The organism is Leifsonia sp. McL0627 (genome assembly GCF_058244615.1).
This window is the reverse complement of sequence record NZ_JBZCGM010000001.1, coordinates 62,336-77,788: the sequence shown is the minus strand read 5'-3', so window position 1 is coordinate 77,788 and position 15,453 is coordinate 62,336. Positions and strand designations below refer to the sequence as shown.

Below are 15,453 nucleotides of genomic sequence, written 5' to 3'. Positions count from 1 at the left end.
AGGAGGAGTAAGAAATGCCTCGATCACGCACCAGCCGTCGCCTCATCCTGGCGACAGCGGCCGCCCTGGCCGCCGCGCTCGCCCTCGCCGCCTGTTCGCCCGCCGGCTCCGGCTCGTCGACAGTGGGAGCTAAGCCGTCGTTCCAGCTCACCGCCAAGACCGCGGCGCCGTCCGGCGACATCAACTCGTACACCTGGGTGTCCTATGCAGAGCCGTACTCCCTCGACTACGCGTACGCGTTCGACTATTCGGACAACCAGGTGCTCTCGAACGTCTGCGAGTCGCTGCTCAGGCTCAACCCGGACTTCACGATCTCGCCCTCCCTCGCCGAGTCGTACAGCAACCCGACACCGCTCACCTGGGTGTACAAGCTGCGTCCGGACGTCACCTTCCATGACGGCACGACGATGACGGCCGCGGACGCCGTCGCCTCGATGCGCCGCCACATCGACCCGGCGGTCGGCTCCTCCTGGTTCTCCGTGTACCAGAACGTCGCATCCATCGACCAGACCGGCCCGCTCGAGGTCACGGTCACCCTGACCAAGCCGGACTCGCAGTTCAACCTCGGGATGAGCGGCGCCGCCGGCGTCGTGGAGTCCGCCGCGACGCTCGCGGCTAAGGGCAAGAACTACGGCAACTCGACCGGCCTCGTCAACTGCACGGGACCCTTCGAGCTCACCTCCTGGAAGTCGGGCGAGTCCGTCACGCTCACCCGCTACGACAAGTACTGGGACAAAGACCTGCGGGCGAAAGCCGGCAAGGTCACCATTCTGTTCATGACCGACCCGAGCGCCCGCGTGAATGCGCTGGTCTCCGGACAGGTCGACGGCGGCTGGATGGTCCCCGCCGAAGCGATCACTAAGCTCTCGACCGCGAACTCGGGGAAGCTCTACTTCGGCCTCAACACCGCGGTCTCCGACTTGGTCGTCGGCAACCTGAAGGGCGTCCTCGGCAACGTGGACGTGCGCAAGGCACTGCTGATGGCGATGGACAGGCAGGGAATGGTCGACGCCGCCGCGAAGGGCTACGGCACGGTCACGAACGCACTGACCACCGAATCCGTGTGGGGCGGTGCGAGCGCCGCGACGAAGAAGGAGGCGTTCAGCGGGCTGGAGAAATACCCGTACGACGTCGCCGCAGCCAAGAAGCTCGTCGAGAAGGCGGGCGCGACCGGCAAGTCGATCACCATCCGCACCGCGCCGATGGGCGCCGACTTCGCCGTGGTCGCCCAGGCGACGGCGGCTGCCGCAGAGTCGATCGGCCTGAAGGCGACCATCCAGACGATGACGCCGGACTCGTACACCACGCTGTTCTCCGACCCGAACGCCCGTGCCGGCGTCGACCTCTTCTACACGTCGTGGTATCTGTCGACCCCGGACCCGCTGGAGATGTACGGGGTGCTGAAGACCGGCCAGTTCAGCAACTACGGCAACTGGTCCGACCCGAAGTTCGACGCGCTGGTGGATGAGGCCGCCGGCACCGCCGACCCGGAGGCCAGGGCGCAGAAGTCCGTGGAGCTCCAGAAGATCGCCAACCAGCAGCTCCCGTGGCTTCCGCTCTTCCATGGACCGATGACGGTGTTCGTCGGCAAGAAGGTCACCGGCGTGGCTCCCTCCGTCGCCATGCTGTACTACCCGTGGGCGGCGACGATTGGCGCGCGGTAGCGCGACGGCGCGGCGGGTCGCAGGCAAGCTCGGATCGCTCCTGCTGACCCTGTTCCTCGCCTCGCTCCTCGTCTTCTTCTCCCGCTTCCTCGTCCCAGGCAACCCGGTGAGCTTCCTGCTTCGCGGCAGGAAGCCCTCCCCGGAGGCCGTGGCCCAGGTGACGGCCGAGTTCGGCCTGAACCTGCCGCCCTGGCAGCAGTACCTGCAGTGGGTCGGCGGCATGCTGCACGGCGACTTCGGCCGCTCACTGCAGTACCGCCAGTCGGTGGCGACCGTGATCGGCGACCGGCTGCCGGTGACCATCACCATCGTGGTGATGGCTGGCGTGATGCTCACGGTCGTCGGCCTGATCGCCGGTGCGATCGCCGCCCTCAACCGCGGCAGGCTCGCCGACCGCGCGATCCTGACCGTGCTGACGATTCTCGGCGCCATCCCGTCGTTCGTCGGGTCGATCGTGCTGATCGCGGTGTTCGCCGTGCAGCTCGGCTGGTTCCCCGCGTTCGGCTCCGGCACCGGCTTCCTCGACATGGTCTACCACCTGGTGCTCCCGTCGATCGCCCTGGCCATCGTGTTCGTCGTCCTGATCGGAAAGGTGACCCGCATGTCGATGGTCGAACAGCTCGGCCGCGAGCACGTGGAGGTGGCGACCAGTCGCGGCCTGCGGAGGTCCACCGTGGTCAGGCGACACGTGTTCCGAAACGCCATCGGCCCGATCCTCACGGTGAGCGGTCTGCTGGTCGCCGGGCTGCTGGTCGCGACCTCCATCGTGGAGTCCGCCTTCGGCATCTCGGGACTCGGCTCTCTGCTCGTGCAGTCGGTCGACCGCCTCGACTTCCCGGTCGTGCAGGCGATCGTGCTGCTCGTGGTCACGGCGTTCATCGTGGTCAACGCGATCGTCGACCTGCTCGAACCGGTCATCGATCCGCGCGCCGCAGCCGGGGAGGGCGGACGATGAGCGCCCCGACCCCCACCCTCGCGCTGAAGGTGATGCGCTCGACCGTCGGCAAGCGTCCCAGGGTCGGCTGGACGATCTCCGTCGTCGTGCTGATCGTCATCACTCTCGCGGCGGTGTTCGCGCCGCTGATCGCGCCGTACGACCCCGACCATGTGGACTTCTCCGCCGTCTACGCCAATCCGAGCGCCGCGCACTGGCTGGGCGCGGACGCCCTCGGCCGGGACACCCTCAGCCGGATGATCTTCGGTGCCAGGACGGCGCTGCTCGGCCCGTTGCTCGTGGTGGTCGCCTCCACGCTGCTCGGCATCGTCCTCGGACTGATCGCCGGCTGGCGCGGCGGCTGGCTGGATGCAACGCTCGCCCGGATCTTCGACGTGCTGTTCGCGTTCCCGTCGCTGCTCATCGCGATCATGGCGGTCGCACTGTTCGGCAAGGGTCTGGTGGCGCCGGTGATCGCGATGAGCATCGCGTACTCGCCGTTCGTCGCCCGCCTCACCAGGCAGCTGGTCGCGACCGAGAAGTCGAGACCGTACGTCTCGGCCTACCGGGTGCAGGGTTTCGGCGGATCGTGGATCGCGCTGCGGCGCGTGCTGCCCAACGTCACGCCGACCGTCGGGGCGCAGTCGACGCTGAACTTCGGCTACGTGCTCGCCGAGCTCGCCGGCCTCTCGTTCCTCGGGCTCGGGGTGCAGGCGCCCGTCGCCGACTGGGGCGCGATGATCAACGAGGCGCAGGCCGGCATCGCGGGCGGGTACTTCCTGCCGGCGATCGTGCCGGCCGTCGCCGTGGTGATCGTCGTCGTCGCCGTGAACGTGATCGGCGAGGAGCTCTCGGACCGCATCGGTGGAAGGACATCAGCATGACACTGCTCGAGATCTCCGGATTGACCATCGACCTCCCCGGCGACCGCCGCCTGCTCGGCGGCGTCGGCCTGACGGTGTCCGAGGGCGAGACCGTCGGCCTGGTGGGGGAGTCGGGCTCCGGCAAGTCGCTCACGGCGCGCACGGTGCTCGGGCTGCTGCCCGACAACGCGAAGACCAGCGGATCGGTCGCCCTCGACGGTGTCGAGGTGCTGACGGCGCGCGCGAAAGAACTGCTGCACCTCCGGCTGACGACCGCCGCGATGGTGTTCCAGGATCCCCGCGCGGGGATCAACCCCATGCGCACCATCGGCGACCATCTCACCGAGGCGTTGCGCCTCGGCGACGGCTGGCCGAAGGCCAGGGCCACGGAACGCGCCGTCGAGCTGATGCAGGCGGTGCACCTGCCGCGGCCGGAGGAGCACCTGCGCCAGTACCCGCACGAGCTCTCCGGCGGGATGCTGCAGCGCGTGATGATCGCGGGCGCGCTGGCCGGGTCGCCCAAACTGCTGGTCTGCGACGAGCCCACCACCGCGCTCGACGTCACCACGCAGGCGCAGATCCTGCGCGTGCTCGCCGAGCAGCGGGAGCAGCGCGCGATGGGAATGCTCTTCATCACGCACGATCTGACCCTGGCGTCCGCGTTCTGCGATCGCGTCTACGTGATGCGCCAGGGGAAGGTGGAAGAGCACGGGACCGCATCCCGGGTGCTGCGGCAGCCGACCAGCTCCTACACCAGGCGCCTCGTGGATGCGACGCCCACCATCGAGGTCACCGGCGACGAGCCGCAGGAGAAGAACGTCGAGGGCCGTCCTCCCGTGCTCCAGACGACGGACGTCGCCAAGACGTACCACGTGTGCAACCGAGGACCGGTCGTGGCCGTCGCTGGCGCATCCATCGCCATCCCGGCGGGGGAGGCTCTCGGCGTGGTCGGGGAGTCCGGGTCCGGCAAGTCGACCCTCGCCCGCATGATCGTCGGACTGGAGCAGCCGGACTCCGGCACGGTCGAGATCGACGGCGAGGTCCAGGCCGGGCGTCCGCGCGGCCGTGCTGAGCGCCTCCTCCACGCCCGGCGCGTGCAGATGGTGTTCCAGGACCCGTACCTCTCGCTCGACCCGCGCATCACCGTCGGGCGGTCCATCGAGGACGCCCTGCGCCTCCACCACCCCGATGTCGGCGCGGCGGACGCCAGGAGCCAGGTGCTCGGGCTGCTCGATCAGGTCGGGCTTGCGGAGAGCCACGCCCAGGCGCTTCCGCGGACGCTCTCGGGCGGTCAGCGGCAGCGCGTGGCGATCGCGAGGGCGCTGGCCATCGAGCCGACCGTGCTCGTCATGGACGAGGCGACGAGCGCGCTCGACGTCTCCGTGCAGGCCCAGGTGCTCGATGTGGTCTCCGACATCCGGCGCGAGCGCGGGCTGACCGTGCTGTTCATCAGCCACAACCTGGCCGTGGTCCGGACGGTGTGCGAGCGCACCGTCGTGATGCGCTCCGGCGAGATCGTGGAGAGCGGCAGGACGACCGACCTGCTCTCCAATCCGCAGCACGAATACACGAAGCTGCTGCTCGACTCCGTGCCGCGCGCCACCAGCGACGTGCTCTGACTCCTCGCTAGCCCCTTTCCCCTCTCGACGAAAGAGATCATCACCCATGCCGCACACCACCGTCTTCGAACGGCAGGCGCCCTCCGCCTCCTCGATCGCTCGCCTGCTCGACGGGAGCGAGAACGGCTCGTTCTGGCTGGCCGACGCTCCGGCAGCGCCGCGCCCGGCCGTCGAGGGAGCACTCAAGGCCGACCTGGCGGTGGTCGGCGGCGGCTACCTGGGACTCTGGGCTGCACTCCTGGCCAAGCAGGAGCATCCGGAGCGGCGGGTGGTGCTGCTGGAGGCGCAGCGGATCGGCTGGGCGGCGTCCGGTCGCAACGGCGGCTTCTGCGAAGTCGAGCCTCACCCACGGCGAGCCGAACGGGCGCGGCAGGTTCCCGAAAGAGTTCGACCGCCTGCAGCAGCTCGGCCGCGAGAACCTCGACGCCATCGAGCGCACGCTCGGCGACCTGGGCGTGGATGCGGAGTTCGAGCGCACGGGTCTTCTCAGCGTCGCAGTGGAGCCGCACCAGGTGGAGTGGGCGAAGGCTGCGGCGGCGGAGGGCGTCGGCGAGGCCGTCCTCCTCGATCAGGATGCGGTGCAAGCCGCGGTCGCATCGCCCACCTACCTGGCGGGGGTCTGGAACCGCCGGGACGCGGCGATCGTGCATCCGGCCAAGTTGGCGCGGGGTCTCGCCGACGCGTGCGAGGCCGTCGGTGTCGAACTCTACGAGTTCTCGTCGGTCGGAGAGGTGCGCACCGACCGCAGCGGCTCCGTCCGGCTGCCGGTGAACGGCACCGTGGTCACCGCCGACAAGGTCGTTCTGGCGACGAACGTCTTCCCGTCGCTGCTCAAGCGCAACCGGCTGATGACTGTGCCGGTGTACGACTACGTGCTGATGACGGAGCCGCTGAGCGACACGCAGCTCGCCGACATCGGCTGGCGCGACCGGCAGGGCATCAGCGACATGGGCAACCAGTTCCACTACTACCGGCTGTCGCAGGACAACCGGCTCCTGTTCGGCGGCTACGACGCGATCTACCACTACGGCCGCAAGGTCGAGCCGGTGTACGAGGAACGGCAGGAGACGTTCGAACGGCTCGCGGGCCACCTGCTGACCACGTTCCCCCAACTCGACGGCATCCGGGCGACCCACCGGTGGGCGGGCGCCATCGACACCTGCAGCCGGTTCTGCGCGTTCTACGGCCTCGCCAGGAAGGGCCGCGTCGCGTACGCGAGCGGCTTCACCGGGCTCGGCGTCGGCGCGACGCGGTTCGCGGCACGCGTGCTCCTCGACCTCCTCGGCGGCACCCCGACGGAGCTGACCGAGCTGGAAATGGTGCGCAGCAAGCCGGCCCCGTTCCCGCCGGAACCGCTCGCCAGTGTCGGCATCAATCTGAGCCGCTGGGCGCTGAACCGGGCCGACCACAACGAGGGCAGGAGGAACGTCGTGCAGAAGACACTGGATGCGGTCGGTCTCGGCTTCGACTCATAGATGCGCATCCGACGGCGCCCATCTAGTGTCGTCTCTGTAGACCATGCCCGAACACACACGAACAAGGAGTGCTATGAGCTACGCCGTGACCAATCCCGCCACGGGCGAGACGGTCAAGACTTACGACACCATCAGCGACGCCGACCTGCAGGCGGCCATCGCGGCGGCCGACGACGCCTACCGCGGCTGGGCCAGGACCACGACGGTGGCCGAGCGCGCCGCCCTCGTGCGCCGCGCAGGCGAGCTGCACGTGGAGCGCAGAGAAGAACTGGCCGAGATCATCGTGCGCGAGATGGGCAAGCCTGTCGAGCAGGCGCTCGGCGAGGTCGACTTCGCCGGTGCCATCTACGAGTACTACGCCGATCACGCAGCGGAATTCCTCAAGGATGAGCCGATCACGCTGCTCGACGGCGACGGCTCAGCCGTCATCCGACGCTCCGGGCTCGGTGTGCTGCTCGGCATCATGCCGTGGAACTTCCCGTACTACCAGGTCGCCCGCTTCGCAGGGCCCAACCTGATCATCGGCAACACCATCCTCCTCAAGCACGCAGAGCAGTGCCCGGAGTCGGCCGCCGCGATCGAGCGGATCATGCTCGACGCCGGTTTCCCCGAAGGTGCATACGTCAACATCTACGCCGACCACGACCAGATCGAGACGGTCATCGCCGACCCTCGCGTTCAGGGCGTCTCGCTCACCGGTTCGGAGCGCGCGGGAGCCAAGGTCGCGGAGATCGCCGGCCGCAACCTCAAGAAGGTCGTGCTGGAGCTCGGTGGCTCCGACCCGTTCATCCTGCTGTCCACCGACGATCTGGATGCGACCGTCCAGCAGGCGGTCGACGCCCGTCTCGACAACAGCGGTCAGTCCTGCAACGGCGCCAAGCGTTTCGTCATCGCCGACGAGTTCTACGACGCCTTCCTGCAGAAGTTCACCGCGAAGCTGGCGGAGGTGGAGGCGACAGACCCGACCAGCGCAGACTCGGCGCTCGGCCCGCTCTCGTCGCTGCGTGCGGCGGAGGGCCTGGACGAGCAGGTGCAGCGCGCCGTCGAGAACGGCGCCACCCTGGTCCGCGGAGGCGGCAGGAATGGCGCGTTCTTCGAGACGACCGTCCTCACCGACGTGACCCCGGAGAATCCCGCGTCGAAGGAGGAGTTCTTCGGCCCTGTCGCCCAGGTGTTCCGCGCCGCGGACGAGGCGGACGCCGTGCGCATCGCCAACGACACCCCGTTCGGCCTCGGCTCGTACCTCTACACGACTGACCCTGAGCAGGCGGACAGGGTCGCCAACCGCATCGACGCCGGCATGGTCTTCGTGAACGTGGTGCTCGCCGACGGCGCAGAACTGCCGTTCGGCGGCGTGAAGCGCTCGGGCTCCGGCCGCGAGCTCGGCCGTTTCGGCGCAGACGAGTTCGTCAACAAGAAGCTCATCCGCATCGGCGGCTGACGCGAAGTCACGGACACTCGCCGGGGGGAGGTCAGACGGCCATCCCCCCGGTGACCCGGCGCACGGCCTCGCGGACCGCGCGGTCGTCGTGCTGGACCGTGTCGAGGGCGCGATGCACGGTCAGGCCCTCGATCAGCGCATCCAGGATGCGGGCGGTCAGCGGATCCCAGAACCGTTCGAGGGCCGCGCGGCTGCGGGACATCCACCGGTTCGTGATCTCGCGGAACGGTGTCTCCCGCGCGGCGAGCGTGTACAGCTCGTGCGTGAGGACGAGGTCGCGCTGAGTGCTGAAGACGTCGTGCAGGATCGTCCCGACGACGGCCTCCTCCGCCTGCTCGCGGTCTGCGCAACCGGCGAGCCGCTGCTGGAAGCGCAGGCTCGTGGTGGTTGCGAACCGTTCGAAGGCCTCGGCGAGCAGGTCGTCCATCCCGGAGAAGTGGTAGGTCATCGAGCCGAGCGGCACGCCGGCCGCTGCGGCGACCCGGCGGTGCGAGGTGCCTGCGACGCCCGCCTCGGCGATCACGTCGAGGCAGGCGTCGATGATGCGGTCGCGCCGGTCGGGGTCGTAGCGGCGACGCGGCTGCGCGACGGTGGTGCCGGCCGTCGCCGGTTCGGCGCTCACAACTCAGAGCTCCCGGATGACGCGGGCGGGGTTGCCGACCGCGACCACGTTCGCCGGAATGTCCCTGGTCACGACCGCGCCGGCGCCGATCACGCTATTGTCGCCGATGCTGACGCCCGGGCAGACGATCACGCCGCCACCGAGCCAGACGTTGTCCCCGATGGCGATCGGCTCCGCCGCCTCCAGCCGGTCTTTGCGCGGCTGGGGCTCCACCGGATGCGTGGGCGTGAGCAGTTGCACGTTGGGGCCGATCTGGCAGTCTTCGCCGATGGTGATCGGAGCGACGTCGAGGGCGGTGAGGTTGTAGTTCACGAAGGTCCGCGCGCCGATCGAGATGTTCTCGCCGTAGTCGACGAACAACGGCGGCTTAATGTACGCGTCGTCGCCGAGGTGCCCGACGAGTGCTTCGAGCAGCGGGCGTGCCGCGCCGTCGTCGGCGAGCACCGCGCGATGATACGCGTCGGCGAGGCGGGCGCCACGCTGAGCGAGGACGCTGCTCTCCGGGTCGTCGGCGATGTAGAGGTCGCCCGCGAGCATCCGCTCTCGATTGGTACGGGGATCGCCTGCGAAGTAATCGATCATGCAGCCAAGTGTACGCACGTACGCATCGCAATGTACACTCGTACGCATGCCCGTCGTCCCCTCGCTTCGTCGCGCCCGCATCGCGGTCGTCGGCCTCTTCTTCCTCACCGGCCTGGTCTTCGCGGTGTGGGTCGTCAACATCCCCGAGATCCAGCAGTCCACCGACATCTCGCACGCTGTGCTCGGCGGGCTCCTGCTGCTGCTCGGGCTGGGTTCCGTGATCGGGATGCAGGCGACGGGACCGCTCATCGACCGGATCGGCAGCAAGCGGACCGCCGTCATCGGCGCTGTGCTCCTCGTCGTGGCCGTGAACCTGCCCGGTCTGGCCCCGAACCCGTGGATGCTCGGGGGCGCGCTGTTTCTGCTCGGGCTCGGCAACGGGGTCATGGACGTGGCGATGAACGACCAGGCCGTGATCGTCGAGCGCGCATACGGGCGTCCGATCATGTCGAGCTTCCACGCCTTCTTCTCGGTCGGGGGCGCGATCGGCGCGGTCGTCGTCGCCGGGATGCAGACCGTCGGGCTCTCGGTGCACTGGTCGCTCGGACTCGGTGCCGTCGTCGGGACCGTGCTCGCCGTCCTGTGCATCCCGGCACTGCTGCCGCACACGCCCGTGCTGAGGGACGCGGCTGGCAGGGACGCTGCTCTCGACGGCGCCGAAGCCGTGATCCAGGCCGCACCGGAGCGGATCGGCCGCAAGGTCGCCGCCCTCGCCACGCTCGCCTTCCTGCTCATGCTCGCCGAGGGGGTCGCCAACGACTGGAGCGCGCTCCAGGCCGTCGAGCGGCTCGACGTGCCGGACTCCGCGGCCTCCCTCGCGTTCGGCGCGTTCGCCATCGCGATGACAGTCGGCCGCCTGGTGATCGACCGGATCGTGCAGCGCTTCGGCCCTGTCATCGTCGTCCGCTACGGGTCGGCGGCTGCGGCGCTCGGGCTGCTGATCGTCGTGCTGTCGCCGAGCTACCCGCTCACGCTCGCCGGCTGGGTCGTCTTCGGTCTCGGGCTGTCCGGCGTCGTGCCTCAGCTGTTCACCGCTGCTGGCAACCTGAGCACCCGCAACCAGGGTCTCGTCATCTCCCGCGTCGTCGGCGCCGGCTACGTCGGACTTCTCGCGGGTCCGGCCGTCATCGGCTGGGTCTCGCACCTCACCGGTCTGACGGGCGCTCTGGTCATCCCACTGGTGTTCTGTGTGGCCGGGGTGCTGCTGGCGGGCCAGGTGCGCGGGTCACGCCGGTCGGATGTGCCGGTGAGCGAGTCCGTGAAGGGCTAGGTCAAAATCGCGCGGCCGACCGTGCGCAGGGCAGCAGCGTGCTCCATAGCCGACGGCCGCCCACACGCACGATCGTGATCGGCGGGGCGGCGTTTGATGCAGCTTGAGGGTGGTGCAGTAGACAGCTCAGTGCAATACTGCGGGGTACGTCCGTCGCTCGAAGCAGAGTGGCCGAGCGCAGCGCTCCGGCGCAGCGCGTCGCACGTCGACACCTTTCGTTCTGAACATTGATCGTCCCTCGTCCACCTGGGGGTAATCGTGGGGATCAAGAAACACCGGATGCGCTGGCTCGCGTCTCTCACCGCTCTCGCTCTCGCGCTCCTCGGCGTCACGGCGACGGCACTGCCGGCTGCCGCGGCGAACGGCGACCCTTTCCCGACAGGCTCCGGCCTCGTCTTCGTCGCCCAAGGTCCGGCACGCGGTCAGCCGAGCACGCTGTATGAAGCGGTGCAGGGCGCGGGCGCGATCTCGTTCGTCAAACAGGGGACGGCGGCCATCGGCTACAACGCGATCGGATACCGCGAGGCCGACCATTACCTCTGGGGCGTCAACGACAACGGCGGTCTGGTGCGCATCGGTCAGGGCGGGGTGACCCAGGGCTTCGGCCAGGTCGGGCTTCCGACGTCCACGTTCAACTACAACCAGGGCACGTTCGGCACCGGGTCATCGGCGGACACCCTGTTCGTGCGGCTGGCGACGAGCGACCGCAACCTGTACGCAGTGGATGTGGTCGCCAAGACGACCACGCGCGTCCAGTTGTCTGCTGCCGTGCCGAACATCTCCGACATCGTGTACACCGGCGGCTACATCTGGGGCGTCTACGGCGAAGGATCGCAGCTGTACCGAATCGACCCCGCCACCGGGATCGTCACGGCCGTCACCGTCACCGGTCTGCCGAAGGATCCGTTCGGCGCCCAGTGGGTCTACGGAAACGGCAACATCGGCATCTCCGACAACAACACGGGCACCGTGTACCAGCTCGCGCTCGTCAACCCGGCGTCGGCGACCCCGAGCATCCAGATCGTGTCGGCCACGAAGGGTCCGGCGAACACCCAGAACGACGGTGCGTCGTACGCCGGCCTTCCGGTCGATCTCGGAATCGTCAAAGCCGGACCGGCCACGTACACGGCAGGCGCAGCGCTCACATACACACTGACCGTGCACAACTACGGGCCGGGGAACTCGTCCGGCTACATCGTCCGGGACACCCTGCCGGCGGTGCTGATCAACGCCGCCACCACGACTCCCGGATGCTCGATCGTCACGGACGCGGGCCGTCAACTCGTGCAGTGCGCAGGTGGACCGCTCGCCAACGGCGCGGACACGACGATCACCATCACCGGACAGGCACCAGGGCTCGGCGCGACACCCGCCTGCACCGACGGCGCGATCACGAACGTCGCCGATGTCACCGGCAACGAGGCCGACCCGAACCTCGCGAACAACACGGCGACGAGCACAGCATGCCCGGCAGGGACGCCCATCCCGTCGTTCACGGTCGCGAAGACCGCGGATGTCGTCACTCCGGCGTCGGTGGTCCCCGGCGGCACCGTGACGTACACGGTGACCGTCACCAATACCGGCCCCGTGGCATACACGACGGCCAACCCAGCATCGTTCGTCGACAGCCTCGGCAACCTCCTCGACGACGCCACCGTCGACGAGGCGAGCCTCACCGGAGGGGCGGTGCTCGCGGGCAGCGGGATCGTCTGGTCCGGCGCTCTGCCCGTCGGCGGAACCGCCACCGTCACGTACGCGGTCACGGTCAACGATCCGGACACCGGTGACCACGTGCTCACGAACGCCGTGGTGCCGGGAGGAACGGGAACCTGCGCGGCGGCGGACGCCTGCTCGGCCACCACGCCGGTCGCCGAGTTCACCGTCAGCAAGGCGGCCTCCGCCGCCCAGGCCGCTCCCGGCGACACCGTCACGTACACGGTCACCGTGACGAACACGGGCGCCGTCAACTTCGGTGGGGCGGTCGCGCCGAACACGGCCCAGGCGCAGCTCAGCGACTCCCTCGCCGGCGTTCTTCCGTTCGCTACGTACAACAACGACGCTTCCAACGGGGGCGCCCTCAACGGAAACGCCATCGACTGGGCGCTCGACCTGCCCGTCGGCCAGACGATCCAGCTGACGTACACAGTCACGGTCAACGCGGGCGTGACGGGAACTTCCGCCCTGGTGAACGTGGTCACCCCGACCGGACCCGGCGTGTGCGTTACGGCCTCGGACTGCACGACGGACACCCCGATCGGCAGTTACACGGTGACGAAGGCTGTCTCGGCGACCCAGGCGTCGCCCGGGGACACCGTCACATACACGGTCACCGTGACGAACACGAGCGCCGTCCCCGTCACGGGCGCGACCTTCACCGACGATCTGTCCGCAGTGCTCGACGACGCGACCTTCGTCCGGGCGAGCCTCACCGGAGGCGCATCATTCGCCGCGGGCATCGTCTCCTGGACGGGCGACCTGGCGGCCGGAGCGACGACGACCGTCACGTACACGGCGACCGTGAACACTCCGGATGCCGGTGACCACCAGTTGACGAACGTCGTCGTGCCGGGCGGCTCCGGCGACTGCGTCGGCACCTGCACGACCACCACCCCCGTCGGGGAGTTCTCCGTCGCCAAGACGGCCTCCGTGAGCACGGCGGCGCCGGGCGACGTCGTCACGTACACGATCCTCGTCAGGAACGACGGGCAGCTCAACTACGGCGGCAGCACTGCACCCTTCACCGCACCCGCTGTCGTGCTCGACCCGCTCACCGGTGTGCTGCCGCTCGCCACATACAACGGGGACGCCACCGGGGGAGGCACTCTCGTCGGCGACACGCTCACCTGGAACGTCGACCTGCCGATCGGCCAGTCCGTCACCCTCACCTTCACCGTCACGGTGAAGCCGACCACGGTGGCGAACCCGCACATCGTCAACGTCGTGATCGCTGGAAGCGGCGGCCACTGCACCGAGGCCGGCGCGTGCACGACCGATGTGGCCGAGCCGCACTTCACCGTCTCCAAGACGGTGGATCCCGGCACGGCCACCGCCGGGGCGGTCCTGACCTACCGCGTCACGGTGACCAACACGGCGGACGTCGCGTTCACGGGTGTCGCGCCGGCCTCGTTCACGGACGACCTGACCAGGGTGCTCGACGACGCCACATACAACGGCGACGCGACGAACGGCGCGACGGTCACCGGCAGCAGTCTCTCCTGGTCCGGCCCGCTCGCGGTCGGGGCCGACATCGTGATCACATACTCCGTGACCGTTAACGATCCGCTGACCGGCGACGGCACCATCGTGAACACGGTGACCCCGGCCGATCCCGGCAGCTGCGCGACACCGACCGGATGCACGACGACGGTCACCGTGACGCCGGTCACGCCGACACCCACGCCGACACCCACGCCGACACCGGCTCCGCCCGCGCCCTCCGGAGACGGAGGCGGCCCGCTGCCCGACACCGGGAGCAACATCGCGGCCGGCATCGCGCTCGGCGCCGCCGCGATCGTGGGCGGCCTGTGGCTGATGCTCTTCCGTCGTCGCCGCCGGGCGTGACGGACGATCAGGGGTGACTTGTGGTGAGCTCCAGACTCAGTTCGTCGAGGTTGGGCAGGTGCGCCACCGCGCTCGCCCGAGCGTCCGCGGTGATCTGCTGAGCCTCCTGGAGGCTCGACGCCTCCACGGTGAGAACGGCCGCGCCGGTCAGGCGGTGACCGATCCAGCGCAGCTGCACGCGCGGAACCCGGTTCACCCCCGGCGTCTCCTCCAGCGCGTGCTCCAGCCGGTCGACCAGTTCCGGCTCGATGCCGTCGAGCAGGCGACGGCCGATGCTGCGCACGGTGCCGATCAGCAGCACGATGATCGCCGCGGAGATCAGCAGGCCGACGATGGGGTCGGCGAGGGGGAAGCCGAGCATCACCCCGACGGCGCCGACGACGACGGCGAGTGAGGTGAAGCCGTCGATGCGGGCGTGCACGCCGTCGGCAACGAGGGCCGCCGACCCGATGCGCCGGCCGACGCGGATCCGGTAGATCGCCACGGCCTCGTTGCCTGCGAACCCGATGACGCCCGCCACGATCACCCAGCCGAGGTTCTCCAGCGGATGCGGGTGGAGGAGCCTGTCGATCGACTGCCAGGCTGCGACGACAGCCGAGAGGGCGACCACTGCGATGATGAAGAGCCCTGCGAGGTCCTCCGCCCGGCCGTATCCATAGGTGTAGCGGCGCGAGGCGGCGCGGCGGCCGAGCACGAAGGCGACCCAGAGCGGGACGGCGGTGAGGGCGTCGGAGAAGTTGTGGACGGTGTCGGCGAGCAGGGCGACCGAGCCGCTGAGCGCGACGACGACGGCCTGCAGGATCGTGGTGGCGAGCAGCACGAAGAGGCTGATCTTCAGGGCGCGGACGCCCTCCGTGCTGGCTTCGAGGGCGTCGTCGATGGAGTCGGCGGCGTCGTGCGAGTGTGGGACGACGAGGCCGTACAGGAAACCCTTGAGCCCGGTGGGGTGGTGATGCGGGTGGTCGTGGTCGTGCTCATGCTCGTGGTGGTGATCGTGGGTGTGGGCGACGCCGCTCACGCCGAGGCCACCGCTGGGCTGGACGCGGCGTCGTGGTGGTGTCGTGGGGTTCCGCCGAGCGAGTGCTCCGCCTGGAGGATCGCGTCGGTGACGAGACGGCTGGCGTGCTCGTTCTCCAGCCGGTAGAAGACGCGCTGGCCTTCCTGCCTGGTGGCGACGATCCGGGCGAGCCGCAGCTTGGCCAGGTGCTGGGAGACCGCGGCGGGCTGCTTGTCGAGGATGTCGGCGAGCAGGTTCACCGACAGCTCGCCCGCATCCTTCAGAGCCAGGATGATGCGCACCCTGGTGGCGTCGGCCAGCATCGCGAACACCTCGACGGCGAGTTCGACGTACTGGCTGTCCGGGAGACGTCCGCATATCGGCTTATCTGCATCCATACGCAGATTAAAGACTATCGAGTGGCG

Annotated in this window: 11 protein-coding genes and 1 pseudogene; 8 read left to right on the top strand and 4 right to left on the bottom strand. The window is 69.1% G+C overall.

The window, feature by feature from the left end:
* Positions 1–14 precede the first annotated feature (14 nt).
* The 6 genes and pseudogenes from AC37TH_RS00345 (at position 15) to AC37TH_RS00320 (ending at position 7,996) form a co-directional block, all read left to right on the top strand.
* Positions 15–1,664 carry an ABC transporter substrate-binding protein gene (locus AC37TH_RS00345; protein ID WP_490762361.1) on the top strand — a complete coding sequence of 550 codons (1,650 nt, stop codon included), beginning with the start codon at positions 15–17 and terminating at the stop codon, positions 1,662–1,664.
* The gene (locus AC37TH_RS00340) at positions 1,651–2,619 is read left to right on the top strand and encodes an ABC transporter permease (protein ID WP_490762360.1); all 969 of its coding nucleotides are present in this window, start codon (positions 1,651–1,653) and stop codon (positions 2,617–2,619) included. Before AC37TH_RS00345 ends, AC37TH_RS00340 begins: the two co-directional genes overlap by 14 nt.
* The gene (locus AC37TH_RS00335) at positions 2,616–3,482 is read left to right on the top strand and encodes an ABC transporter permease (protein WP_490762359.1); all 867 of its coding nucleotides are present in this window, start codon (positions 2,616–2,618) and stop codon (positions 3,480–3,482) included. Before AC37TH_RS00340 ends, AC37TH_RS00335 begins: the two co-directional genes overlap by 4 nt.
* Entirely contained in the window at positions 3,479–5,080 is a 1,602-nt protein-coding gene (locus tag AC37TH_RS00330) for a dipeptide ABC transporter ATP-binding protein (RefSeq protein ID WP_490762358.1), read from the top strand. Before AC37TH_RS00335 ends, AC37TH_RS00330 begins: the two co-directional genes overlap by 4 nt.
* A gap of 46 nt (positions 5,081–5,126) precedes the next feature.
* A pseudogene (locus AC37TH_RS00325) lies at positions 5,127–6,555 on the top strand (NAD(P)/FAD-dependent oxidoreductase).
* Between the two features lie 73 nt (positions 6,556–6,628).
* Positions 6,629–7,996, top strand: coding sequence for an NAD-dependent succinate-semialdehyde dehydrogenase (locus AC37TH_RS00320; protein WP_490762357.1), 1,368 nt, complete (start codon positions 6,629–6,631; stop codon positions 7,994–7,996).
* A gap of 31 nt (positions 7,997–8,027) precedes the next feature.
* Here AC37TH_RS00320 and AC37TH_RS00315 read toward each other — a convergent pair whose 3' ends face one another.
* A complete protein-coding gene (locus AC37TH_RS00315) occupies positions 8,028–8,618 on the bottom strand; it encodes a TetR/AcrR family transcriptional regulator (RefSeq protein WP_490762356.1) in 591 nt (196 codons plus the stop codon).
* 3 nt (positions 8,619–8,621) lie between these two features.
* Positions 8,622–9,200, bottom strand: coding sequence for a sugar O-acetyltransferase (locus AC37TH_RS00310; protein ID WP_490762355.1), 579 nt, complete (start codon positions 9,198–9,200; stop codon positions 8,622–8,624).
* 46 nt (positions 9,201–9,246) lie between these two features.
* On the opposite strand from AC37TH_RS00310, the gene AC37TH_RS00305 reads away from it, so the two are divergent.
* Both AC37TH_RS00305 and AC37TH_RS00300 read left to right on the top strand, forming a co-directional pair.
* Positions 9,247–10,470, top strand: coding sequence for an MFS transporter (locus AC37TH_RS00305; RefSeq protein WP_490762354.1), 1,224 nt, complete (start codon positions 9,247–9,249; stop codon positions 10,468–10,470).
* 258 nt (positions 10,471–10,728) lie between these two features.
* Positions 10,729–14,031, top strand: a complete 3,303-nt coding sequence (locus tag AC37TH_RS00300; protein WP_490762353.1) for a DUF7927 domain-containing protein — start codon at positions 10,729–10,731, stop codon at positions 14,029–14,031.
* A 7-nt stretch (positions 14,032–14,038) separates the two neighbouring features.
* Here AC37TH_RS00300 and AC37TH_RS00295 read toward each other — a convergent pair whose 3' ends face one another.
* Positions 14,039–15,049 (bottom strand): cation diffusion facilitator family transporter, encoded by a 1,011-nt coding sequence (locus tag AC37TH_RS00295; RefSeq protein ID WP_490762352.1) that lies wholly within the window; start codon positions 15,047–15,049, stop codon positions 14,039–14,041.
* Complete coding sequence (locus AC37TH_RS00290; protein WP_490762351.1) at positions 15,046–15,426, bottom strand: ArsR/SmtB family transcription factor; 381 nt, start codon at positions 15,424–15,426, stop codon at positions 15,046–15,048. Before AC37TH_RS00290 ends, AC37TH_RS00295 begins: the two co-directional genes overlap by 4 nt.
* Positions 15,427–15,453 lie beyond the last annotated feature (27 nt).

Excerpts from the sequence above, each read along its gene's own strand:
- AC37TH_RS00335 (WP_490762359.1), top strand. The coding sequence starts at position 2,616 with ATGAGCGCCCCGACCCCCACCCTCGCGCTGAAGGTGATGCGCTCGACC.
- AC37TH_RS00320 (WP_490762357.1), top strand. The coding sequence starts at position 6,629 with ATGAGCTACGCCGTGACCAATCCCGCCACGGGCGAGACGGTCAAGACT.
- AC37TH_RS00310 (WP_490762355.1), bottom strand. The coding sequence starts at position 9,200 with ATGATCGATTACTTCGCAGGCGATCCCCGTACCAATCGAGAGCGGATG.
- AC37TH_RS00345 (WP_490762361.1), top strand. The coding sequence starts at position 15 with ATGCCTCGATCACGCACCAGCCGTCGCCTCATCCTGGCGACAGCGGCC.
- AC37TH_RS00290 (WP_490762351.1), bottom strand. The coding sequence starts at position 15,426 with ATGGATGCAGATAAGCCGATATGCGGACGTCTCCCGGACAGCCAGTAC.
- AC37TH_RS00330 (WP_490762358.1), top strand. The coding sequence starts at position 3,479 with ATGACACTGCTCGAGATCTCCGGATTGACCATCGACCTCCCCGGCGAC.
- AC37TH_RS00305 (WP_490762354.1), top strand. The coding sequence starts at position 9,247 with ATGCCCGTCGTCCCCTCGCTTCGTCGCGCCCGCATCGCGGTCGTCGGC.